The organism is Vibrio hepatarius, assembly GCF_001274785.1.
GTDB classification, from domain to species: Bacteria; Pseudomonadota; Gammaproteobacteria; order Enterobacterales; family Vibrionaceae; genus Vibrio; species Vibrio hepatarius.
Genome location: NZ_LHPI01000001.1, coordinates 875066 through 896130, shown reverse-complemented (window position 1 = coordinate 896130; position 21065 = coordinate 875066). Strand labels below are relative to the sequence as shown.

At 46.3% G+C, this 21065-nt stretch carries 25 protein-coding genes; 21 read left to right on the top strand and 4 right to left on the bottom strand.

Translation table 11 applies throughout. The features are described from left to right. Nucleotides 1-470 precede the first annotated feature (470 nt). The 9 genes from hpaH (at nt 471) to AKJ31_RS03980 (ending at nt 8899) form a co-directional block, all read left to right on the top strand. Nucleotides 471-1262, top strand: coding sequence for a 2-oxo-hept-4-ene-1,7-dioate hydratase (hpaH, locus tag AKJ31_RS04020; protein ID WP_053407789.1), 792 nt, complete (start codon nt 471-473; stop codon nt 1260-1262). Between the two features lie 8 nt (nt 1263-1270). After that, nucleotides 1271-2074, top strand: a complete 804-nt coding sequence (hpaI, locus tag AKJ31_RS04015) for a 4-hydroxy-2-oxoheptanedioate aldolase (protein WP_053407788.1) — start codon at nt 1271-1273, stop codon at nt 2072-2074. A 30-nt stretch (nt 2075-2104) separates the two neighbouring features. Next, complete coding sequence (locus tag AKJ31_RS04010; RefSeq protein ID WP_053407787.1) at nt 2105-2752, top strand: fumarylacetoacetate hydrolase family protein; 648 nt, start codon at nt 2105-2107, stop codon at nt 2750-2752. Next, complete coding sequence (locus AKJ31_RS04005; protein ID WP_053407786.1) at nt 2749-3528, top strand: fumarylacetoacetate hydrolase family protein; 780 nt, start codon at nt 2749-2751, stop codon at nt 3526-3528. The genes AKJ31_RS04010 and AKJ31_RS04005 overlap by 4 nt, the downstream gene beginning before the upstream one ends. Before the next feature lie 9 nt (nt 3529-3537). Continuing rightward, the gene (gene hpaE / locus AKJ31_RS04000; protein ID WP_053407785.1) at nt 3538-5058 is read left to right on the top strand and encodes a 5-carboxymethyl-2-hydroxymuconate semialdehyde dehydrogenase; all 1521 of its coding nucleotides are present in this window, start codon (nt 3538-3540) and stop codon (nt 5056-5058) included. 64 nt (nt 5059-5122) lie between these two features. Continuing rightward, nucleotides 5123-5515: a 5-carboxymethyl-2-hydroxymuconate Delta-isomerase gene (locus AKJ31_RS03995; RefSeq protein ID WP_053407784.1), complete on the top strand. Its 393-nt coding sequence runs from the start codon at nt 5123-5125 to the stop codon at nt 5513-5515. Nucleotides 5516-5546: 31 nt separating this feature from the next. Beyond that, the gene (locus tag AKJ31_RS03990) at nt 5547-6500 is read left to right on the top strand and encodes an AEC family transporter (RefSeq protein WP_053407783.1); all 954 of its coding nucleotides are present in this window, start codon (nt 5547-5549) and stop codon (nt 6498-6500) included. Between the two features lie 86 nt (nt 6501-6586). Then, the gene (gene hpaD, locus AKJ31_RS03985) at nt 6587-7444 is read left to right on the top strand and encodes a 3,4-dihydroxyphenylacetate 2,3-dioxygenase (RefSeq protein ID WP_053407782.1); all 858 of its coding nucleotides are present in this window, start codon (nt 6587-6589) and stop codon (nt 7442-7444) included. Nucleotides 7445-7447: 3 nt separating this feature from the next. After that, nucleotides 7448-8899 carry an NAD-dependent succinate-semialdehyde dehydrogenase gene (locus AKJ31_RS03980; RefSeq protein WP_053407781.1) on the top strand — a complete coding sequence of 484 codons (1452 nt, stop codon included), beginning with the start codon at nt 7448-7450 and terminating at the stop codon, nt 8897-8899. A gap of 40 nt (nt 8900-8939) precedes the next feature. Here the strand turns inward: AKJ31_RS03980 and hpaA are convergent, their stop codons facing one another. Next, the gene (hpaA, locus tag AKJ31_RS03975) at nt 8940-9824 is read right to left on the bottom strand and encodes a 4-hydroxyphenylacetate catabolism regulatory protein HpaA (RefSeq protein WP_053407780.1); all 885 of its coding nucleotides are present in this window, start codon (nt 9822-9824) and stop codon (nt 8940-8942) included. A gap of 187 nt (nt 9825-10011) precedes the next feature. Here hpaA and AKJ31_RS03970 point away from each other — a divergent pair, with 187 nt between their 5' ends. From AKJ31_RS03970 to AKJ31_RS03925, 10 genes are all read left to right on the top strand, one after another. After that, nucleotides 10012-11184, top strand: coding sequence for a p-hydroxyphenylacetate 3-hydroxylase oxygenase component (locus AKJ31_RS03970; protein ID WP_206666978.1), 1173 nt, complete (start codon nt 10012-10014; stop codon nt 11182-11184). Nucleotides 11185-11681: 497 nt separating this feature from the next. Beyond that, nucleotides 11682-11975 carry an antibiotic biosynthesis monooxygenase family protein gene (locus AKJ31_RS03965; protein WP_053407779.1) on the top strand — a complete coding sequence of 98 codons (294 nt, stop codon included), beginning with the start codon at nt 11682-11684 and terminating at the stop codon, nt 11973-11975. 61 nt (nt 11976-12036) lie between these two features. Next, complete coding sequence (locus AKJ31_RS03960) at nt 12037-12405, top strand: VOC family protein (RefSeq protein WP_053407778.1); 369 nt, start codon at nt 12037-12039, stop codon at nt 12403-12405. A gap of 280 nt (nt 12406-12685) precedes the next feature. Next, nucleotides 12686-13213, top strand: coding sequence for a P-loop NTPase family protein (locus AKJ31_RS03955; protein WP_053407777.1), 528 nt, complete (start codon nt 12686-12688; stop codon nt 13211-13213). 23 nt (nt 13214-13236) lie between these two features. Beyond that, the gene (locus AKJ31_RS03950; RefSeq protein WP_053407776.1) at nt 13237-13818 is read left to right on the top strand and encodes an NAD(P)H-dependent oxidoreductase; all 582 of its coding nucleotides are present in this window, start codon (nt 13237-13239) and stop codon (nt 13816-13818) included. Between the two features lie 55 nt (nt 13819-13873). Beyond that, nucleotides 13874-14188, top strand: coding sequence for an antibiotic biosynthesis monooxygenase family protein (locus AKJ31_RS03945; RefSeq protein WP_245639016.1), 315 nt, complete (start codon nt 13874-13876; stop codon nt 14186-14188). 127 nt (nt 14189-14315) lie between these two features. Next, entirely contained in the window at nt 14316-14651 is a 336-nt protein-coding gene (locus AKJ31_RS03940; RefSeq protein ID WP_053407774.1) for a zinc ribbon domain-containing protein YjdM, read from the top strand. Nucleotides 14652-14740: 89 nt separating this feature from the next. Then, nucleotides 14741-15118, top strand: a complete 378-nt coding sequence (locus tag AKJ31_RS03935; protein WP_053407773.1) for a RidA family protein — start codon at nt 14741-14743, stop codon at nt 15116-15118. Between the two features lie 107 nt (nt 15119-15225). Continuing rightward, nucleotides 15226-15603 (top strand): hypothetical protein, encoded by a 378-nt coding sequence (locus AKJ31_RS03930; RefSeq protein WP_053407772.1) that lies wholly within the window; start codon nt 15226-15228, stop codon nt 15601-15603. A gap of 36 nt (nt 15604-15639) precedes the next feature. Further along, entirely contained in the window at nt 15640-16221 is a 582-nt protein-coding gene (locus tag AKJ31_RS03925) for a DJ-1/PfpI family protein (protein WP_053407771.1), read from the top strand. A 56-nt stretch (nt 16222-16277) separates the two neighbouring features. Here the strand turns inward: AKJ31_RS03925 and AKJ31_RS03920 are convergent, their stop codons facing one another. The 3 genes from AKJ31_RS03920 to AKJ31_RS03910 form a co-directional block, all read right to left on the bottom strand. Continuing rightward, nucleotides 16278-16787, bottom strand: a complete 510-nt coding sequence (locus AKJ31_RS03920; RefSeq protein ID WP_053407770.1) for a MerR family transcriptional regulator — start codon at nt 16785-16787, stop codon at nt 16278-16280. Nucleotides 16788-16978: 191 nt separating this feature from the next. Beyond that, complete coding sequence (locus tag AKJ31_RS03915) at nt 16979-17323, bottom strand: EF-hand domain-containing protein (RefSeq protein WP_053407769.1); 345 nt, start codon at nt 17321-17323, stop codon at nt 16979-16981. A gap of 205 nt (nt 17324-17528) precedes the next feature. After that, nucleotides 17529-18176, bottom strand: coding sequence for a glutathione S-transferase family protein (locus tag AKJ31_RS03910; RefSeq protein ID WP_053407768.1), 648 nt, complete (start codon nt 18174-18176; stop codon nt 17529-17531). Nucleotides 18177-18291: 115 nt separating this feature from the next. Between AKJ31_RS03910 and AKJ31_RS03905 the strand changes: the two genes are divergently transcribed. Together AKJ31_RS03905 and AKJ31_RS03900 are read left to right on the top strand one after the other, a co-directional pair. Next, entirely contained in the window at nt 18292-19128 is an 837-nt protein-coding gene (locus AKJ31_RS03905; RefSeq protein ID WP_053407767.1) for a LysR family transcriptional regulator, read from the top strand. A 622-nt stretch (nt 19129-19750) separates the two neighbouring features. Then, on the top strand, nt 19751-21061 hold the full coding sequence (locus AKJ31_RS03900) for a nucleotide sugar dehydrogenase (protein ID WP_053407766.1): 1311 nt from the start codon (nt 19751-19753) through the stop codon (nt 21059-21061). The last annotated feature ends 4 nt before the right edge of the window (nt 21062-21065 follow it).

Below are 21065 nucleotides of genomic sequence, written 5' to 3'. Positions count from 1 at the left end.
GTCCTTTTTCGTTCACGTTAGGTGGGTTTGCTCACTGAGTGAGTCATAATGATTTTATTTAATATATTAACTAAAAAGGGGTAAACACAAACCGGAATGTTAATGAAGTGTGGAAAATATACTTAATATGTTAATTAGATCAATTTCTGGAAAATAATTTGTCTGATTTGCTCATTTTCTTGCTCGAGTTCGACCTGTAACGGTCAGCAAACCTTTAAAAACAGTGATCCAACTCACCTAATCTGTGAAATGAAAACCAACCAATTTCATTTATTAACTCACGTCGTTGTTTAACTTATTGATACAAAAGGAATAAAAATTTATCGGTGTGAAATTGGACAATAGTTAATATATTAAATAAAGTATTTAACATGTTAATTAAGTTCATCGGCTAGTAGCACGACATGCACACGCCAGAATGAGCAAGTAGCCATAACAAATGTCGGTCGATATAAAAAAAGGAATACAGAATGTTAACAAAGGAGCAGTTGCAAGAAGCGGCTGAACGACTGTACCACGCTGAGAAACAGCGTGAACAAATCTCTGCATTAACGCTGCAGTACCCAGAAATGACGATGGATGATGCTTACCAAATTCAGAGTGAATGGGTAGGGCGCAAGGTGAGCGAAGGTGCTCAGGTCAAAGGTTATAAAATCGGCTTAACGTCTCGCGCTATGCAAATGGCGGTTAATATTGATCAGCCTGACTACGGCGTACTGCTTGACGATATGTTCTTCCCAGATGGCGCGCAGATTAAAGCGGATGATTTCCTTGATCCACGCATTGAAGTCGAGCTGGCGTTTGTCCTGAAAGATAAGCTAGAAGGTGACAATGTCACTATTTTTGATGTGCTTAATGCCACGGACTACGTTGTACCTGCATTAGAGCTCATTGCTGCACGTTGTCATCGTACCGATCCTACCCGCAAAGTCTACGACACCATCGCTGATAACGCGGCAAACGGTGGGATTATCTTAGGCGGTCGACCAATCAAACCAACGGAATTCGATTTACGTTGGGCAGGGGCGATGCTCTACCTCAATGGTCAAATAGAAGAGACTGGCTTGGCGGCTGGAGTATTGGGCCATCCGGCGAATGGTATTTGCTGGGTGTGTAAACGCTTTGCACCACATGGTGTTTCTCTTAAACCGGGACAAGTGATTCTAGCGGGTTCATTCACTAGACCCGTCGCGGTTAAAGCAGGCGACACGATTCACGCTGATTTTGGTCCGCTTGGCGGCATTTCAGTGAAGTTTGTGTAGAGGTGGCTATGTTACCGATTAACCAATTTAAGCAGCAATTGCATCAGCCTCAGACTCTTTGGGGATTATGGCTTGGTCTGCCAGACACAAGCTGCGCGGAAATCTGCGGTAGCGCGGGTTTTGACTGGGTGTTGATTGATGGTGAACACGCTTCTTTCGACTTAACCAGCATCAAACTGCATTTACAGGCGCTTGCGCCACATTCGGCGTCTCCGATTGTGCGTGCTGAAGAGGCGAATCCAACTTTGATCAAACGCCTATTAGATATTGGTGCTCAAACCCTGCTGTTGCCGATGATTAACACCAAACAACAGGCAGAGCAGGCGGTACGTGCGTCTTACTACCCGCCAATGGGTGAACGCGGTATTGGTGCAGCCTTGGCGCGTGCGTCTCAATGGAATCGAATTCCGAATTACCTGCATCAAGCAAACGAGCAAATTAGCGTGCTGTTGCAAGTCGAAACGCAGCAAGCGATCGATAACATCGAAGAGATCGCAGCGGTGGAAGGAGTAGACGGCATCTTTATTGGCCCGTCTGACTTATCCGGCTCAATGGGGCATATCGGCAATCCGTCGCACCCTGTAGTGGTCGCCGCGATTGAGCACGCGATTGAAGTGATTCAAGCCCACGGTAAAGCGGTCGGTATTCTGAGCTTAGACCCAGCGCAAGCGCAGCAATACGCTAAGCGTGGGGTGAAATTCATAGGTGCGGGTGTCGATACCTTGCTGCTTAGAGCTGGCGCAGAGTCACTCGCGCACTCGCTGAAACAGCCGTTATCTGAATCGAACAAGCTCGTCGACAACGTTTATTAACTCGTAGAGTCAGAAACTAGAGAACAAATAATGAATACACAACTACAAGGAAAAGTGGTGTGCGTGGCGCTAAATGACGCTGAGCAACTGCAATCGATGCAGGCCACCTTTGAACAAGCGCCATACAAAGCGTTACCGACTCAACCGGTACTCTACTTTAAACCGCACAACACGTGGAACCACGCCCAGCAGCCGATCGCGTATCCAAAAGGGGACGAGTTGGTTGTCGGTGCAAGTGTCGCACTGATTATTGGTGAGCGTTGTTGCCGCGTGAATGCTCAGTCTGCGTTGGATTACGTCGCAGGTGTGGCTCTGCTACATGACTTTTCACTGCCAGAAACCAGCTACTACCGCCCAGATATTAAGGGTAAGTGTCTCGACAACTCGGCAACACTAAGCCAAGCGGTCATGGTGTCTGATATTGGTGATTTATCACAACAGACAGTGACTACGTATATCAATGGGAAGCAAGTGCAATCACTGCCGTTATCGTGCCTTGAACGTTCAGCTGAGCAGTTGATTGAGCTGATTTCACACATTATGACGCTAGAAAAAGGCGATGTGATCGCGATTGGTTTCGCAGGAGAAAGAACCAAGCTTGCACCGGGTGACGTGGTGCGCTCAGCGTTGGGTGAGTCGGTAGAGTTGGAGAATCAAGTAAAAGGAGAGGCAGCATGAAACGCGCACGTATTGAATATTTGGGAGATGTGCTGTCCGTTACAATTGGCGATGGTGACAATGCGATAACAGCAGATGGTCGCACGATTCCAGCAGGTCAATTTACTTGGCTATCACCAATCGAAAACCCAGGCACCATCTTTGCGCTTGGCTTGAACTACGCGGATCACGCTTCTGAGTTGGCGTTTGAGCCACCAAAAGAGCCGCTTGTGTTCTTAAAAGGTACCAATACGCTGACCGCGCATCAACAACCGTCATACCGCCCGAACGATATCGAATTCATGCATTACGAGTGTGAATTGGTCGCGGTTGTGGGTAAAGAAGCACGCAACGTGAAACGTGAAGATGCGATGGACTACATCCAAGGTTTCACCATCTGTAATGACTACGCGATTCGCGATTACCTAGAAAACTACTACCGTCCAAATCTACGTGTGAAGAGCCGTGATTCTTTGTGCCCAATCGGCCCTTGGATTGTCGATTGTGACGACATCGAAGACGTGAACAACCTTGTGCTCACCACCCATGTAAACGGCGAGTTGACGCAGGAGGGTAACACCTCAGACATGATTTTCGATGTGCCGTTTTTGATTGAATACCTCAGCAGCTTTATGACCTTAAAACCAGGTGATTTGATTGCGACCGGTACACCAAAAGGTCTTAAAGATATCCAGCCAGGCGATGTAGTGCGCTGCACTATCGAAGGCGTTGGCAGCCTTGAAAATCCCGTGTTGTCGGAAGACGACTTTTACGCGCGCCGTACAGTAGAACAGTAAGGAAGTGACATGACTCAACAGCTTGAACAAAATTTAGCGACCGCACAGAAATACCTCGCGCGTTTTCGTGACAACACACTTGGCCACTTTATTAACGGTGAGTGGACGTTAGGCTCAAAAGGTGAAACCTTCGATAACCTAACTCCCACGGACAACACTTCGCTGGGAAAAGTGGTAAAAGGAACCGCCGAAGACGTAGACGCAGCGTGCGAAGCCGCACAACAAGCGTTTACCGCTTGGGCAGAGATGTCTGGTGCGGAGCGCAAGAAGATCCTACACAAACTCGCAGACAAGATTGAGCAGCGCGCGGAAGAAATCGCGCTGGTTGAATCGATGGACTGTGGCCAGCCTTTACGCTTTATGCGTCAGGCGGCAATTCGCGGCGCGGCGAACTTCCGTTTCTTTGCTGATAAATCACCTGAAGCGAAAAACGGTTTGTCACTGCATCAAGATACGCACACGAACTACACCATTCGCACGCCAATTGGCCCAGTTGGGGTGATCACGCCATGGAATACGCCATTCATGCTATCAACGTGGAAGATTGCGCCAGCACTGGCGGCGGGTTGTACTGTGGTTCACAAACCTGCTGAATTCAGCCCATTAACCGCGGCGATTTTGGCTGAATGTGCCAAGGAAGCTGGTCTACCTGATGGCGTTTGGAACATTGTGAATGGCTTTGGTGAAGTTGCCGGTAAAACACTGACAGAACATAAAGCGATCAAAGCAGTTGCGTTTGTCGGTGAAACCGTGACTGGTTCAATGATCCAAGCGCAAGGCGCACCAACACTGAAACGCGTGCACTTTGAGCTTGGCGGTAAAAACCCAGTGATCGTATTTGATGATGCAGACTTTGAACGCGCGCTCGATGCCGTCGTATTCATGATCTACAGCCTCAATGGTCAACGTTGTACCAGCTCAAGCCGTCTGCTTATCCAAAACGGCATCAAACCGAAGTTTATTGAAGCGTTGAAACAGCGCGTTGAATCGCTGCAAGTTGGTCATCCATTAGACCCAGAAACGGAAGTTGGTCCGTTGGTTCATCAATCCCATTACAACAAGGTAATGAGCTACATGACAGCGGCCGAAGAAGACGGCGCAACCATCGCAGTGGGTGGACGTAAGCTGCCAGAAAAAGGCGCAGGCAACTACCTGACTCCGACTCTATTTACTGACGCAGACAACACGATGCGAATTGCGCGTGAAGAGATCTTCGGTCCAGTACTGACGTGTATCGGTTTTGATAGCGAAGAAGAGGCGTTAGAGATCGCCAACGACACTGACTATGGCTTATCTGGTTATATTTGGACGTCCAACACCGGCCGCGCAATGCGCATGGCAACCAAAGTGGAAGCGGGCATGATCTGGGTGAACTCGGAAAACAACCGTAATCTGCCGTCTCCATTTGGTGGTGTGAAGATGTCTGGCATTGGTCGCGATGGTGGTGACTGGAGCTTCGATTTCTACATGGAAACCAAGAACGTTTGTATCGCTCACGACTTGCACCGCGTGCCAACGCTTGGCAAGTAAGCGAAGAAGAACCGACGACCTAGCTAATCTCGGGCTCTGACACGGAGCCCGAAAGGAGAACAAAGTGCCACATTTTATTATGGAGTATTCGCCAAACGTTGAAACGGATATTGATATTTCGGCTTTGATGCAGGCGATTCACCGCGAAGCGATTGACACAGGCGTGTTCCCGAAAGGCGGAATTCGTACGCGTGCAATCAAATGCGACTACTACTTGGTTGCTGACGAAGATCCGGAAAACCGCTTTATCCACCTCACCGCAAAGGTTGGTGTGGGACGAGACATGGAAACCTTGAAAAATGCAGCCCAGCGAGTATTCGATGTTTATTGTGAGTTCTTGTCAGAAGCGTTTGAGAAGCACTACCTCAGCATTGGTTTTGAGATGGTCGAACTTCACCCGCAACTGAACTTCAAGAAGAACAATATTCATCAAAAGCTGGCGCAGGCTTCTCAGTAGTTTCAGGCAATAGTGGTTTAGGGAAGAGCAGATGGATCAGCTTAGCTATGTGGTGATGACGATACTGCCAGTGTTTCTGGTTATCGGTGTTGGCTACGTTGCCTTTAAACGAGAAATCATCCCCCACAATGGTCATAAAAGCTTAGCGGCGTTTGTGTTCAATTTTGGCTTGCCAGCGGCGATTTTCAGTGCGTTAAGCAGTAAGCCACTTGAACAGATTTGGAACACCGATTACGTCATCGCCTATACCTTAGGTTCATTGTTGGCGTTCGGATTAGTAGCAGCGATTGCGCTGCTTAAGTTGAAAAAATCGCCATCTCACGCCGTGATTTTGGGCTTAGGCGGGAGCTTTTCCAACAGTTTATTGATTGGCTTTCCAATCATCTATTTTCTGTTTGGTACCCAAGCGTTAATTCCATTTTCGCTTACGCTGGTGGTCGAAAATCTCATCATGTTGCCTTTGTTATTAACCTTGGCGGACATGTCGAGCCGAGAGAGCAAAGGCAGTCTGAAAAAAACGGTTTTAGAGACAACGAAGAACTTGGCGAAGAATCCAATCGTGATTTCGATTGTGCTCGGCATGCTTTGTTCGGGGCTCAACTGGCAAACGCCTGAAACGGCAACGCGCATTATCGATATTTTAGCTAGCACGGTGACGGGCGTTGCGCTTTTCACCATTGGTGGCGGCTTGGTAGGGGTGAAGCTATCGGGTATGAAACAAGAGATCAGCTTGGTGATGTTGGCCAAGTTGGTACTGCATCCAGTGATTGTGATGCTGTGTTTAATTGGTTGGTTTGAACTTGATCCAACCATGAGTGCAGTCGCGGTGATTTTGGCCAGTATGCCGATGTTTGGTGTGTATGCCGTCATCGGACAAAGGTACAACCTGGGAGGTATGTGCGCAGCGGTGCTACTACCGACCACTCTGTTAGCGATGGTGACCGTGAGTGTTATGACCACCTTCGCGCTGACACTATTTCAATAAGATCAGTAATTTGGAAGATCAAAACAATAACGAAGCATTGTGCGAGCGACGTATTAAACAATGCACTAGGTAAAAGGAAATTAAGAATGGGTAAACTCTGTATCGCGGCTAAAATTACGCACGTCCCGACCATGATCATGTCAGAGCAACCAGGCCGTTTATTCGGTTGCCGCCAAGCCGCTATTGATGGTCACAAAGAAATTGCCAAAATGGCAAAAGAGATGGATGTAGACACTATCATCGTGTTGGACACACACTGGTTGGTGAATGCCGGTTATCACATCAACTCAAATGATTCGTTTTCGGGCAACTACACCAGTCACGAGTTTCCACACTTCATCCAGAACCTTGAATATCAATACCGTGGCAACCGCGCGCTCGGTGATTTGATTGCAGACAAGGCGACGGAAAAGGGCGTGTTTACCCTTTCTCACCAAGTGGATTCACTTGATCTGGAATACGGCACGTTAGTCCCAATGCGCTTTATGAACCAAGATAACCATTTTAATGTCGTGTCGGTTGCGGCTTGGTGTACGGTTCACAGCATTGAATCGTCTCGTATTCTTGGTGAAGCGATTCGTGAAGCGGTAGAACAAAGCGACAGCCGAGTAATGCTGCTTGCCTCTGGTTCGTTGTCGCACCGTATTTGGGATAACGATGAATACGAAGCAAACAACGGTACGTTTACGATTTCAAAAGAGTTTAACCGCCAAGTTGATTTGCGAGTGCTCGAGCTGTGGCGCAATCGCGATTACACAACATTCCTAGAAATGCTCCCTGACTATGCTGCGCTGTGTTCGGGTGAAGGTGGTATGCACGACACTGCAATGCTGTTCGGTGCGTTAGGCTGGGATCAATACCAAGGCGAAAGCACGGTGATCACCGAGTACTTCCCAAGCTCTGGTACTGGCCAAGTTAACGTTGTGTTTGAGGTTACGGAGTAAGACATGAACTTAAATTACCCAGAGCTGTTTCAGCAGCGCTGCTATATCGACGGTCAGTGGGTTGCTGAAAGTGGTCAAACACAAGCGGTAACCAATCCATCTACTGGTAAAGTTATTGGTGAAATACCAGTTTTCGGCGAGCAGCAGGCGAAAGAGTGTATTGCTGCGGCGCAAGCCGCGTTCGAGCTATGGAAGAAGACCACAGCAGACCACAGAGCGGATGTATTGCGCAGATGGTACGAGTTAATGATGGTCAATATCGATGACTTAGCGGCGATTTTAACTCTGGAACAAGGTAAACCCTTTACTGAAGCGAAAGGTGAAATCACTTATGCGGCGAGCTTTGTCCAGTGGTACAGCGAAGAAGCGCGTCGTGCGTATGGTGAGATCATTCCAAGCCACCGTGAAAACGGCAAAATTGTCGTCACCAAAGAGCCAATTGGCGTGGTTGCCGCGATTACACCGTGGAACTTCCCTGCGGCGATGATCACGCGTAAAGCGGCGCCGGCATTTGCGGCTGGTTGTTCTATGGTGCTAAAACCGGCGCAAGAAACGCCGTTTACCGCGTTGGCATTAGCTAAGCTAGCGGAAGATGCCGGACTGCCGAAAGGTTTGTTCAACGTGATCACTGGCGATTCACGTGCGATCGGAGGTGTGTTTACCAGCGACAAGCGCGTGCGTAAAGTCTCGTTCACGGGCTCAACCAATGTCGGCAAAATCCTGATGAACCAATCTGCTTCAACCATCAAGAAATTGGCGTTGGAGTTGGGCGGCAATGCGCCGTTTATCGTGTTTGAAGACGCTGATATTGATGCTGCGGTTGAAGGTGCAATGATCGCTAAGTTCCGCAATGCGGGTCAGACTTGTGTCTGTGCCAACCGTCTGTTTGTCCATGATGCAGTGTACGATGAGTTTGCTGAAAAGCTGGCCAACAGAGTGAAACAACTCAAAGTTGGTGATGGCTTTGCTGATGGTGTCGCGATTGGCCCTCTGATTAACAGCAGTTCGGTTGCAAAAGTACAAGAGCATGTTGACGATGCGGTTGCAAAAGGCGCAAAAGTGCTCTGCGGCGGATTACTTAATGATGAACAACTGTTTGTCGCACCTTATGTGTTAACCGACATGAGTGACGACATGCTTGTCGCAGAGGAAGAGACGTTTGGTCCGGTTGCGCCGCTGTTTAGGTTTAAAGACGAAGCGGAAGTGCTTGAACGCGCGAACGATACCGAGTCTGGTTTGGCGGGCTACTTTTACACTCGCTCACTTGGCCGAGCTTGGCGTGTCGCAGATGCGCTAGAAGTCGGAATGGTGGGGATCAACGAAGGTTTGATCTCGACAGCGGCGGCACCGTTTGGCGGGATTAAAGAGTCTGGGCTTGGGCGCGAAGGTTCTCGTCATGGTATGGACGAGTACATGGAAATGAAGTACATGTTGATGGGTGGGTTGGATAGCTGATCCTTCCCATATCTTTGAGAATGCAAAAAGAGATAACGAATTAGTCGTTATCTCTTTTTTTGTTGAGGCGAAAGTCAGAAGCGGTTTCTCCAACCTGCTTTTTGAAAAAGCGCGCAAAGTATGCAGGGTCTTGATAGCCGAGTTCGTAAGCCACCTGGGAAACGGGCATAGGTGTAAGTAGCAGCAAGCGTCTGGCTTCCTGCATCACACGTTCTGCAACTAAGCGCTTGGACGATAGACCACTGATCTTACGGCAGATGTCATTAAGCCTCGCGGTCGTTAATCCCAACTGATCTGCATACTCTGGCAGCGTCAGGTGTTGCTTGTAATTGACTTCTATCATCTGGTTAAAGCGGTTAAAGATAGCGACATCAGCGCTGCGAAACATAGTAGATACTGGCTGAGTGTTGGCATGGCGCATCACATCGATCAGCACCAGTTGCAATAGTGCTTGGTTGGCAACATCACTCATAAACTCGGTGTTGTCTTGCTCGCTCAACAACATCTCTAATAACGACACTAGCTTAGACGGATTCTCCAAACGGGTACAAAACGGCTGCAACGCGGTTGAAGCCACGTCGTTTCGGCCAATTTCAATGTCGAGCAGACGCCAAACCAACGGCTGACTCGCTGTTATTACATAACCGTTGGCGTAGTCATCGGTGACAAAAGAGTGCGGGACTGTCGGTGGGGTAAAAAACAGCGTCGTACCTGTTTCAGAGTAGTGCGCCTGATCGAGCAATACGTGCGTTGTTCCTTCAAGAATAATATGAAGTTGGTAGTAGCGATCGTGGTAATGGGTGGGCATGTTACGACCAAAAAACAGTGCCAGACTGTCGAGTCGCTCAATATGAAAGTCACTATCGTCATAGCGCGAATCGTAGACTTTACCGATATCCAAGTTAGGTATTGCCACTTGTTCCATGTGTGCTGTCCTTGCTTATTATTCTGCCTTGAACTTAAGCATATCAAATAATAGTTAATATGTTATCTATATCTGCGAAAAGTACAAGTAAACACAGGTAACATCCATTTAACATCACATCGAGTGTGGCAATAATGAACCTACATCCCAATGAGAACAACAACAGGGTTTACGTCAAAAGGAATCGATGATGAAACAGCACAATCCTCTACTTGAAAAGTTAAACGCTATCTTGCCAACCATTGCAAAGAACGCACAACAGGCTGAACAAGACCGCACTCCACCGGAAGAAAATATCCGTCTACTACGTGAAATCGGCTTTTTCCGCGCGTTCCAACCAAAAGCTTACGGTGGCTTGGAAATCTCTCTACCTGAGTTTACTGATTGCGTGGCAGCACTGGCTGGTGCGTGTGGCGGTACAGCATGGGGCGCGAGTTTGTTAGCGACTCACAGCCACCAAATGGCGATGTTTTCTAAGCAAGCTCAAGAAGAGTTCTGGGGCAGCAACCCAGAAGCAACAGCGAGTTCAAGCATTGCGCCATTTGGTAAAATTGAAGAAACCGAAGGTGGTGTAATCATTAATGGTGACATGCGCTGGAGTAGTGGTTGTGACCATGCAGACTGGGCGATTTTAGGCTTTAACCGCTTTGATGACGCGGGCAACAAAATCTACTGTTTCGGTGTTGTTCCACGCCACGAATACAAGATCGTTGATGACTGGTATGCCGCGGGCATGAAATCAAGCGGTACGAAAACGCTCGTGTTGGACAACGTATTTATTCCTGAGCACCGCATCGAAACGGCAAAAGGCATGATGGAAGGCCACTCAGCGGGCTTCGATTTGTACCCTGACAGCGACATCTTCTACACACCTTACCGCCCTTACTTTGCTTGTGGCTTCGCGGCTATCAGCTTAGGTATCGCTGAGCGTATGTTGGTCGTCTTTGCCGAGAAGCAGAAAAACCGCGTCCGTGCTTACACAGGTGCTAATGTCGGTGTCGCAACACCTGCACTCATGCGTCTGGCTGAATCGACTCACCAAGTTGCGGCAGCACGCGCATTGCTTGAGAAAACATGGAACGATCACAAAGAACACGGTGAACGTAAAGAATACCCAGACGCCGAAACCCTCACTTACTGGCGTACGAACCAAGCTTACGCTGTGAAAATGTGTATCGCTGCTGTCGACCGCTTATTTGAAGCGATGGGCGGTATGGCTTGGTTTAGCGATAACGAGGGCCAACGCTTGTTCCGCGATTCGCACATGACGGGCGCCCACGCTTACACGGATTACGATGTTTGTGCACAGATTCTAGGCCGACAATTAATGGGACTAGAACCTGATCCAACAATGGTTTAATAGACTAGGGCGTGTTGACCTTTCGAGATGATTTTTGCAGCAGTTTGTGGGTTCTTTGTACAAGGCAGAGGCTTTGAAATGTAGTTACTTTACTTGAGAAGCAGATAACGCAGTAGAAAGGAGCCACAAACGCTGCCCAAAGGGTTCGATTAAAAGCGTTTTACTCCTTGTTGAGAGGTGTTTTGCTTAGAATAACTAGGCTGCAAACCTCTCGCCGCGATTAAAACGCTTTTATCTCGAACAAAATTTAACCACGAAAGGTCAACACGCCCTAGAGACCAGTTAGTTTCTTTGCCTGCCGACACAGCCGCGAGGTTGTGTCGGTTTTTTTGCGTCTATTACTTTGCCCATAGCCACACCATCATTCAGCTTAAACAACGGTTCCGTCTCGAATAAACCGACTAACTAGCCATCTTTAACCTCAACGTAGTAGCATAGAATGCGCAACGCATAGCGAGCATCAGCCAAGACAGGACTGAGCGACACAAGGAAGAGACATGTACGCAGTGATTTTTAAAGCGAGAACGGGCAAACAAGATGCTCAGTATTCAGAAATGGTTAAGGTGATGCGGGACTTAGCGTTTGAGCGCTACAACTGCCAGGACTTCATCGCTGTTACGGAAGGTGAGCAAGAGATCGCCATCTCCTATTGGAACAGTGAAGAAGATATCCGCCAGTGGCACAAAGACTCTCAACATGCGGTAGCGCAGCAGTTAGGGCGTGATAAGTGGTATCAATCTTACGTGGTTGAAATAGTGAAAGTGGAAAGGCGATACGCGTTTGGCGAGTAAGTTATCAAGCGAATGGGTTTAATCAGATTGTTCTCTTAACATGACCGATAAGGATACCGTCATGATCAGTCATATCGACCATATTGTTCTTACCGTTTCAGACATCGAACAATCGGTAAGTTTTTATAAACGCGTGCTTCACATGCAAGAAGTAACTTTTGCTAATGGGCGAAAGGCCGTTACGTTCGGCAAGCAAAAGATTAACTTTCAATTGTTGGGCCAAGAGCCCCGTAACAAAGCGCGAGTTGGGGCGGGGGACTTGTGCTTGATTAGCCACTGGCCGCTTGCTGACGTCGTACAACATCTGAACGCAGAAAATGTCCAAATCGTTGAAGGTCCAGTACAAAAATCTGGTGCGGTTGGCGCCATTCAGTCGGTTTACTTTCTTGACCCAGACAGCAATTTAATCGAAGTCAGTGTATACGAATAACATGCGTACTGAATATTCAGTCGATGAGCAAACTGTCGATTAAGAACAAACAACCGGATTTAGGCTTGCTTATTTCTTAGACAACAAATCCGTTGACAAGCTCTCACTCATATATGAGGATGATTGCATGAAAGCGAATAATCCACGTCACCAATCTCGAATTATCATCATTCTATAAGAATGGTGGGATTGTTGATGCGCTGAATTTTCTAACCCACCCAGTTGAGGTGGGTTTTCTTTTTTCTGCCTCTGGGATCTTTGATGGTTTATGGAGGTTTAAATGAAAAGAGTTGCGGTGTTCGGTAAACCCGGTAGTGGCAAATCCACCTTGAGTAAAGCACTGGTTGCTGAATCAGGTATCCCTTTGTATCCGCTAGATTCGATTGTCTATCAGCCAAATGGCGAGGCGGTCGAGCGAGACGTGTTTGACGCAGCTCATGACGACATATTATCGAAAGAGAGTTGGATAATCGATGGCTTTGGACCGATAGGTTCGTTTTATCAGCGCTTAGAGGTCGCAGATACGCTGGTGTACATTGATTTGCCGCATATCACCAGCTACTGGCTAGTAACGAAACGGTTATTGCAAGCGGTAAAAGTCAAACCGCAAGGGTGGCCTGATGGCAGTTCTGCCTTGAAAGTAACGTGGCAAAGCTACAAAACTCTCAGGTTATGCCCAAAGTTTTGGAATCAAGATTTCGCTAATAAGCTGGAAGCAATGGCGCCGGATAAAACGGTGCACGTGATTCGTTCACTTTCTGAGTTAAACCATTTTGTATCCCAGCATGTAAGCAAGCTTGAAGTTTAACGTCACTAAGTAAGGAGAATGGCGTGAAGTGTTTAGTTGTCGTTTCCCATCCACTAAAGGACAGTTTGTGCCATTATCTGGCATCTCAAACGGTCGAACACCTTGAGTCAAAAGGTTATCAGATCACGCTAGTGGATCTGTACGAGAATGGTTTTGCTGCCGCATTAACTGAGCAAGAACGACAGAGTTATTACCAATCGACGTTTGATACTACTCAACTCGCTCAAGAGATCGAGCAGTTAAAGCAAGCTGAGTCGTTGGTGTTGGTCTTCCCAACTTGGTGGTTCGGCTTCCCAGCGATTTTGAAAGGGTGGTTTGACCGAGTTTGGGCGCCCGGACATACCTATAACCACGCATCGAATCTTGGACCCATTACTCCCCGTTTAGACAAGCTCAAAGAAGTGAAAGTTGTCACCACGCTTGGTTCGCCTTGGTGGGTTGATAAGTTGGTGCTTTGGCAACCAGTAAAACGAGTGTTGAAAATCGCAATTTTGGGTGCGTGTGTGAAACGTTGTCAGTTCGACATGCTATCGATGTACAAAAGTGAAAATGCCAGCAAGGCACAAGTGGATGCGTTTGTACGAAAAATTAAGGCTAAGTTTTAGTCTCTAAAAGACAAGTAACAGTACCCGTTGGGCAATGGATAATGAGAAAGGAACAATGATGATAGCAAGGGAATGGAAAGCGACATGCCCGAAACAACACGAGCAAGGGTTTATCGAGTATCTTTACCAAACTGGCGTTAAAGAAACGTCTGAGACAGATGGCTTTTTGGGAGCGCAGATATTTAATCGAGAGCTCAATGGTGAAGTCGAAATCACGCTTCTAACGTACTGGAAAGATCTTGAGTGCATTAAAGCGTTTGCGGGAGAGGATATTGGTGTTGCAAAGCTTTATCCAGAAGACGAAAAATATCAATTGAACCCAGATCGTCATGTTAATCACTATCAAGTGCACGAGAATCTGTGGGCATAGAGAACCCGTTTGTGATGGTTGAGTATTCTTGTCGCAGACGATACTCAGCCAGATTGACATTAAGGTCGAATCAGCGCTCAACTCGCAGTATCATACGGAACACATTTAGTTTAAGAAGTAGTGAGTTATGTCTTTTCCTCCATGTCCGAATTGTCAGTCAGAATTTGTTTATCAGGATCAAAACAACTTAGTGTGCCCAGAGTGCGCTCATGAATGGAATCCAGAAGAAGTTGCCGCAAGTGAGGCATTCAATGTTAAAGATGCGAACGGTACATTGCTATCTGAAGGTGACAAGGTAACTTTGGCTAAAGACTTGAAAGTAAAAGGCAGTTCTTTGGTGCTCAAGATAGGCACTAAAGCAGTCATCAGACGGATTGTTGAAGGCAAAGACCATCAACTGGACTGTAAAGTAGACGGGGCTGGTGAAATGATGGTCACGGCTCAATTTGTCAAAAAAGCGTAACCTTAGCATCGACTCCTCTAGGCGCGATGACTGCTCTCAACTATTGCGCCTTTCTCTCTAATAGACTGCATTCTCAAGGAAGTTACACTATGGTTGAAAGGATCAACTACGCTACGTTACCGCAAATCGCTGGCCCTTATGTTCACGCAACCAAGCATGACAAAACCCTGTATGTTTCGGGTTTAACTGCGTTTGGTACATCCTCTCAATCAGAAGGATTACCAGAGCAATGCTCGCAAATTCTGTCACAAATATCTTCGATTTTAGAATCTGAGCAACGCAGAAAGCAGGACATTATTAAGCTCACTATCTTCGTTCGAGATATCTCGTTGCTTGCCACCATTCGAGAACAACTATTTGAGTTCTATGAAGGTTTTCTACCTGCTTGTTCATTGGTAGAAGTTTCTAAGTTAATTCATCCTGACTTATTGATTGAGATAGAAGCGGTCATCGCGCTGGTGGATTGAGCACAAACCACTGACTTTAAAGCGGCTTAAATGGACGTTGTCCTCAGGCGCTGAGCTAAACTTTTGGTCTACACTCTCTAAGGTATTTCAAGTTAGAGGGTTCTACTATGGACCGCAAATTTATACTCACTGCGTTTGGTTATGCGATATTAGGTCTACTTCTTGGTATCTACATGGCTGCATCAAAAAATCATGGTCAATATGTCACCCATGCGCACATTATGTTAATAGGCTTTTTGCTTTCATTTGTTTACGGCTTATGCCATAAACTGTGGTTAAACAACTCGACGTCTAAGCTGGCGATTGCTCAGTTTTATGTTCATCAAATAGGCTCTTTTGTTGTCCTGCTTGGACTGTTTTTACTCTATGGCCAATTTGTCGCATTAGAAACGATTGACCCCATTTTAGCCGCAGCGTCTATCACGGTATTTGTCGGTGTGGTATTGATGAAAGTTGAGTTTGTGAGGTGTACGCGAAAACGTTAATAGTGCGGAGAAGCAGCATCAGTGCAAGGAGGCAAAATGAACATTGGAATCTACATTTATGATCAGGCAGAAGTGCTCGACTTCTCTGGCCCATTCGAAGTTTTTAGCACCGCAAAGCGGTTAGGTAATGAAAACTGGTATGTGTTTTTCGTTTCTCAAAGCGGTGAACCAGTCATTGCTCGGGGTGGACTCCGGTTGTTGCCAGATTATTCTATTCAGAGTCATCCAAAAATCGATGTGCTGCTTGTCGTCGGCGGTGTACATACCAACGAAATGCTCAAGCCAGATGTGTTGGATTGGATAAAGTCGGTTGATCAACATGCGCAAGTTGTCGCTTCTGTTTGTACTGGAGCGTTTCTATTGGCGAATGCCGGACTGCTGAAAGGATTATCAGTCACCACTCATTGGGAAGATATTGCAGATTTAAAAGCGCAATTTTCAGATTTGAAGGTGGCAGACAACAAGCGCTGGGTGCAATCGGGTAAGTACATCACTTCTGGCGGCATCTCAGCAGGAATCGATATGAGCTTACATTTAGTCTCGCAATTAACCACTAAGGTTTCGGCCGAGAAAGTGGCTCATCAAATGGAATATAACTGGCAGAAAAACGTTAAGTAAGCCACTCGTTGCATTGGTCGCTAAAGAAATAGCCTCATCCTTGAGGCTATTTAACGTTATAGCGCTCGGATTTTACGAACCTCGTCGCTTGTGATGCCTAGTGATTCAAGGAACTTCTGATGTTCTTGCGGTTCGAGTTCTTCGAATTTTTGGTGCCACTTGACCATGTCGTTTTCACTAAAGCCAGCAGCTACCATGATTTGTACCCAACGTTCTTTGTTCACGATGTTTTCCTCCAACAAGTTTGGTTCTTGAAGCAACACAACGACTGCTTTCTGTTGTGCGCGCAGGTTTTGAATCTCTCGTTCCAGCTCATAGAAATGATCTTTGAGGAGCTGGGTCTGAGATTTACCTTTTTGGTTCAGCAAGGAGCGGATGCTAGACACCGATAAGCCGTAAGAGCGATAAGAAGTGATAGCACCTAAGCGCTCTACTTCTTTCTCCCCATACCAGCGATAGCCGTTGTCTGAACGGTAAGCTGGCACTAGCAGTTGCTCTTTTTCGTAATACAAAATGGTGGTTCGAGAAATCCCAAATTGTTTTGCGAGTTGCGTAACGGTCAGCATAAACACTCCATTAGTTGAACGAATTTAATCGTGAACCCTAGACTTATAGACGGGTCAAGGTTTAATGGTAAGTTTTATTTATTAGTTTGCAATTGGGTAGGTTGGTGGACTGGAGATGTGCGCAGAAACAAATAGAGAGGCAAGTTGGATTACCTCTCTGCTGGTTACTTTATGTGTGGTCATGCGGCCGCTTATTGAGGTTTAGCACCTCTCATTGAGCCGCGGTGCATGGTGAACTCGTCAACGTCGACAAATCCATCTTGGTCTGCGTCGATGCTCTCAAACATGCCTTCACTGTAAGCCGAGTTTTTCATCAATCGGCCTTCTTCTTTACGTTGTTCCTGACGCTGCGTTTGAAAAGCTTCAAACTCCTCTTTCGAGATTAAGCCATCTTGGTTGGTATCAATATCTTCAAACACTGGTGCTTGGGACATTCCCATGCCCATACCCATTTGGTTATTACCTTTGCCAGCCGCGTAAACAGAAAGGGAAACGGACAGGCAACCTAACAACACAGAAACGATATAACGATTCATGACATTCTCCTTTGCCAATAAGCCGTCCCAAGTATAGAACTCGTTAACCTTAAGTTTTGTGAGGTTAAGCGAGTTTACAAGGAAAGAATTTTATTGGCACGATTGAAGAGCATCTGGGCGAGCTGATTTATTGAGAAGGATTACAACGGTCAGCAGGCTTCAGTATGTGTAACTGGTGCTGCCTGCTGATTGAGAGAGGGGGAAATTAAACCGCCTCTCCCGCTTCGTCTTCTTCAACGATGTCGGTTTCAGTGCTTGCCTGCGCTAGCCAAAGCTGCATGGCTGGGCTTTGAAGTAATCGCTGCTGATAGGTTTTCGCTTGATCTGAAAGTTCGATCCCGTAGGTTTCAAAACGCAATGCGACGGGTGCGTACATAGCATCGGCAACCGACCAATCACCAAACAAGAAGCCCTCTGGATAATCTGTCATTTGCTGTGACCACAACTGATCGATTCGAGCGATATCTTTAAGTGCACCTGCGCTTAAATGTACTTTGCGCTTGGCGCGGCAGTTCATTGGCATTTCATTGCGTAGATAGCCAAACCCTGCGTGCATCTCAGAGGCGATAGCGCGAGCTTTGGCTCTTTCACTTGCAGAAGTAGGCCAAGCTTTACCATCTAAATACGCTTCATTGACGTATTCGAGTATGGCTAACGATTCCCAAACCACAATCTCGCCGTCAACCAAAACGGGCACTTTGGCCGTCGGCGTGACCTTTTCTAGAGCACGGTAAAACTCATCGGTAAATAACGTCAGCTTGATGACTTCTGCATCAAGTTCGTACTGCGCAAGTATCAGCCATGCGCGTAATGACCAACTGGAGTAGTTTTGATTTGCGATATAAAGTTGCATGTTACTTCCTTGTCTGTTGTTTAATTGATTCTAGACTAAGGGATTGTTTTCTTTCGAACTAACGGATAGTTTCAATGGTATATATTGAAAAAATTGATGGATAGTCATAGGCAACATGGATATCGATGCGCTGAGGAGTTTCCTCGCTTTTGTTGAAACGGGCAGTTTTACGCGTGCAGCAAAACAGATCAGTCGAACTCAATCCGCTTTTAGCGCCCAAATGCGCAAGCTTGAGGATGAGCTAGGTGTGAGTTTGTTTGAGAAGCAAGGACGCAACCTAGTATTGAGTGAAGCGGGGCTCGCATTGCGTACTCACGCAGAAGAGCTAGTCAATCTGCACAACAAAGCGCTGAAACAGGTCAAGCGTTATGAAAACAAGCGTCCACTTAGGCTCGGCTGTCCAGAAGACTATAACGAAAGCATCCTACCTAAAGTCATTCGAGTCCTCACTGAGGCTGAGCCGACCTGTTCGATACATGTTTACAGTCAACCTAGTGTCATGCTTCGTCACTGGCTAGATGAAGGCAAGATTGACGCGGCAATTCTCACCAGAGCGCCCAACAGTGAAGAAGGGCATTGGTTAGCGAGTGATCAGGGCGTGTGGATCGCCAATCAAGATTATGATGTTGAAGTTTCTAAACCGATACCTCTGGCTCTGTTTCAGGCCGATTGCAAGTATCATGCTGCCGCTTTGGATGGGCTGATAAAAAATGGGCAAAGTTACCAGTTACTTGCGTGTTGCGATACTGCTTCGGCGCAACGAGCAATCGTACGCAGTGGCCTGGCGATCGGGGCGATGGGAAAACTCAGTGTTACTGATGATTTGAGAATCTTGGCGAATATGCCTGCGTTACCTTCGGTAGATATTGTCTTGGTTTCTGGACCAGAAGCGCATCCGTTACTTGATGACGACTGTCTTAAGTCACTTCTTAGCGCAATAACTCCGGTCTGATGGGGGGAGTTATTTTTCCCCGTTTTTTTACGACTTTGTTCATACTTACCGCACGCTAATTTTGTGAAAAAGTAGTGCGGTAGATAGCTTAAAGAATATGCAACATATGATCGTAATTGATATAAGCTATAAACCTTTCTTATTGTCTGAATAATAAACAATAGCTTATGAAAATTTGCTTGTATATTAAATAATAATTATCTAAATCAACTTAAGTATTAGATTTATAAAAACCATATTATGATAATGGTTTTTATTTTGTCTCAATTTATAGACTGTCGTTAATAATAAATTTCTCTTTATAAAACAAAGTGATCGCCAATCATTTTTGTTTGAAATTTAATCCTTTCTGAAGATTTTTATCTCTCATTGAACTTCTTTTGTTTAACTGTAAGTGATTGAATATTTTTGTATTTGTGCTTATGGGGTGAGAGTGATTGTTACGTGGCTTTATTGCCCATAACAGTTATTTCAAAAAATGCAATTTATATATTATTTCCCTAGTTTTCCTTAATTTGCATAAAGATATTTATTTGCTAGTTTCTTGGTATGAGCGAGGCGTTTTATTAAAAGAAAGTATTTAAATAATAAATTAAGTTCATATTAAATCGAAGGAGTGAGTATGCGCGTTAGTATTTTCGGAATGGGTTATGTGGGTACTGTATGTACGGCCTGTTTAGCTAATCGTGGGCACCAAGTAATTGGTGTTGATGTCGTTCAAGAGAAAGTAGACATGATTAATCAGGGGCAATCACCGCTTGTTGAGCCTGGTTTGGAAGAGCTGCTCGTTAAGGGATTAAATAACAGTAAAATATCAGCAACTACTAGCGCGATTGAAGCGGTTATGGAAACCGATATCTCGTTCATATCAGTACCAACGCCTTCAAAGCCGAATGGCGACCTCAACCTCGAATACGTGAACATTGTTTGTAAGCAAATTGCTGAGGCGATCAAACTCAAAGGTAAACATCATACTGTGGTCATCCGCAGTACCGTATTACCGGGCTCGGTGATGGGGGAGATTCGTGAGACTTTGGAAGAAGCCAGCGGCCTCGAAGCGGGCGTTGGATTTGGCCTTGCGGTTAACCCGGAGTTTCTGCGTGAAGGTACGGCATTGTACGATTACGACCATCCGCCAATGACGGTGATGGGATGCCTAGATAAAACCTCTGCAGAACAACTTACCGAGCTGTATAGCGATATTGACGCGCCACTGTTTGTCGAAACCATCGAAACCGCAGAGATGATCAAATACACCTGTAACGTGTGGCATGCTGTCAAAGTGGCGTTTGCCAACGAAATTGGCAGCATTGCTAAAGCATCGGGTGTAGACGGTCGCAAAGTGATGGAAATCTTCTGTGCTGACAAAAAGCTAAACATCTCGCCTTACTACATGAAGCCGGGTTTTGCCTTTGGTGGTTCTTGTTTGCCAAAAGATGTGCGCGCGTTGTCATTCAGAGCGTCGCAGCTAGATGTAAAACACCCGCTACTTACCTCAATCATGGAAAGTAACGAATGCCATGTAAACAACGCGTTCAAGATCATCGAACAAACCGGAAAACGCAAAGTCGCGCTGTATGGCTTGTCGTTCAAACCAGATACAGACGATTTACGCGAGTCACCTCAAGTGAAGTTGGCGGAAATGTTGCTCGGCAAAGGTTACCAATTACGCATCTACGATGAAAATGTCAGCTACGCGAGAGTCCACGGAGCAAATAAAGATTACATCGAACACAAGATCCCGCACCTCTCGTCTTTGCTACAGGAAAACAAAGAAGATGTGCTGGTGGATTCAGAACTGATCATTCTTGCCAATGGCTGTAAATCCTTTGATACCTTGCTAGACCAAATCTCGGACGAACAAGTCTTGATAGATATCACTGGCTTTATGAAAGAGAAATCTCTAGGTAACAAGCAGGGCATCTGTTGGTAATAGC

Bases quoted from the DNA above. Each gene is read 5' to 3' on its own strand.
- hpaH (WP_053407789.1), top strand. From the start codon at position 471: ATGTTAACAAAGGAGCAGTTGCAAGAAGCGGCTGAACGACTGTACCAC.
- hpaI (WP_053407788.1), top strand. From the start codon at position 1,271: ATGTTACCGATTAACCAATTTAAGCAGCAATTGCATCAGCCTCAGACT.
- AKJ31_RS04010 (WP_053407787.1), top strand. From the start codon at position 2,105: ATGAATACACAACTACAAGGAAAAGTGGTGTGCGTGGCGCTAAATGAC.
- AKJ31_RS04005 (WP_053407786.1), top strand. From the start codon at position 2,749: ATGAAACGCGCACGTATTGAATATTTGGGAGATGTGCTGTCCGTTACA.
- hpaE (WP_053407785.1), top strand. From the start codon at position 3,538: ATGACTCAACAGCTTGAACAAAATTTAGCGACCGCACAGAAATACCTC.
- AKJ31_RS03990 (WP_053407783.1), top strand. From the start codon at position 5,547: ATGGATCAGCTTAGCTATGTGGTGATGACGATACTGCCAGTGTTTCTG.
- hpaD (WP_053407782.1), top strand. From the start codon at position 6,587: ATGGGTAAACTCTGTATCGCGGCTAAAATTACGCACGTCCCGACCATG.
- AKJ31_RS03980 (WP_053407781.1), top strand. From the start codon at position 7,448: ATGAACTTAAATTACCCAGAGCTGTTTCAGCAGCGCTGCTATATCGAC.
- hpaA (WP_053407780.1), bottom strand. From the start codon at position 9,824: ATGGAACAAGTGGCAATACCTAACTTGGATATCGGTAAAGTCTACGAT.
- AKJ31_RS03970 (WP_206666978.1), top strand. From the start codon at position 10,012: ATGATGAAACAGCACAATCCTCTACTTGAAAAGTTAAACGCTATCTTG.
- AKJ31_RS03965 (WP_053407779.1), top strand. From the start codon at position 11,682: ATGTACGCAGTGATTTTTAAAGCGAGAACGGGCAAACAAGATGCTCAG.
- AKJ31_RS03960 (WP_053407778.1), top strand. From the start codon at position 12,037: ATGATCAGTCATATCGACCATATTGTTCTTACCGTTTCAGACATCGAA.
- AKJ31_RS03955 (WP_053407777.1), top strand. From the start codon at position 12,686: ATGAAAAGAGTTGCGGTGTTCGGTAAACCCGGTAGTGGCAAATCCACC.
- AKJ31_RS03945 (WP_245639016.1), top strand. From the start codon at position 13,874: ATGATGATAGCAAGGGAATGGAAAGCGACATGCCCGAAACAACACGAG.
- AKJ31_RS03940 (WP_053407774.1), top strand. From the start codon at position 14,316: ATGTCTTTTCCTCCATGTCCGAATTGTCAGTCAGAATTTGTTTATCAG.
- AKJ31_RS03935 (WP_053407773.1), top strand. From the start codon at position 14,741: ATGGTTGAAAGGATCAACTACGCTACGTTACCGCAAATCGCTGGCCCT.
- AKJ31_RS03930 (WP_053407772.1), top strand. From the start codon at position 15,226: ATGGACCGCAAATTTATACTCACTGCGTTTGGTTATGCGATATTAGGT.
- AKJ31_RS03925 (WP_053407771.1), top strand. From the start codon at position 15,640: ATGAACATTGGAATCTACATTTATGATCAGGCAGAAGTGCTCGACTTC.
- AKJ31_RS03920 (WP_053407770.1), bottom strand. From the start codon at position 16,787: ATGCTGACCGTTACGCAACTCGCAAAACAATTTGGGATTTCTCGAACC.
- AKJ31_RS03915 (WP_053407769.1), bottom strand. From the start codon at position 17,323: ATGAATCGTTATATCGTTTCTGTGTTGTTAGGTTGCCTGTCCGTTTCC.
- AKJ31_RS03910 (WP_053407768.1), bottom strand. From the start codon at position 18,176: ATGCAACTTTATATCGCAAATCAAAACTACTCCAGTTGGTCATTACGC.
- AKJ31_RS03905 (WP_053407767.1), top strand. From the start codon at position 18,292: ATGGATATCGATGCGCTGAGGAGTTTCCTCGCTTTTGTTGAAACGGGC.
- AKJ31_RS03900 (WP_053407766.1), top strand. From the start codon at position 19,751: ATGCGCGTTAGTATTTTCGGAATGGGTTATGTGGGTACTGTATGTACG.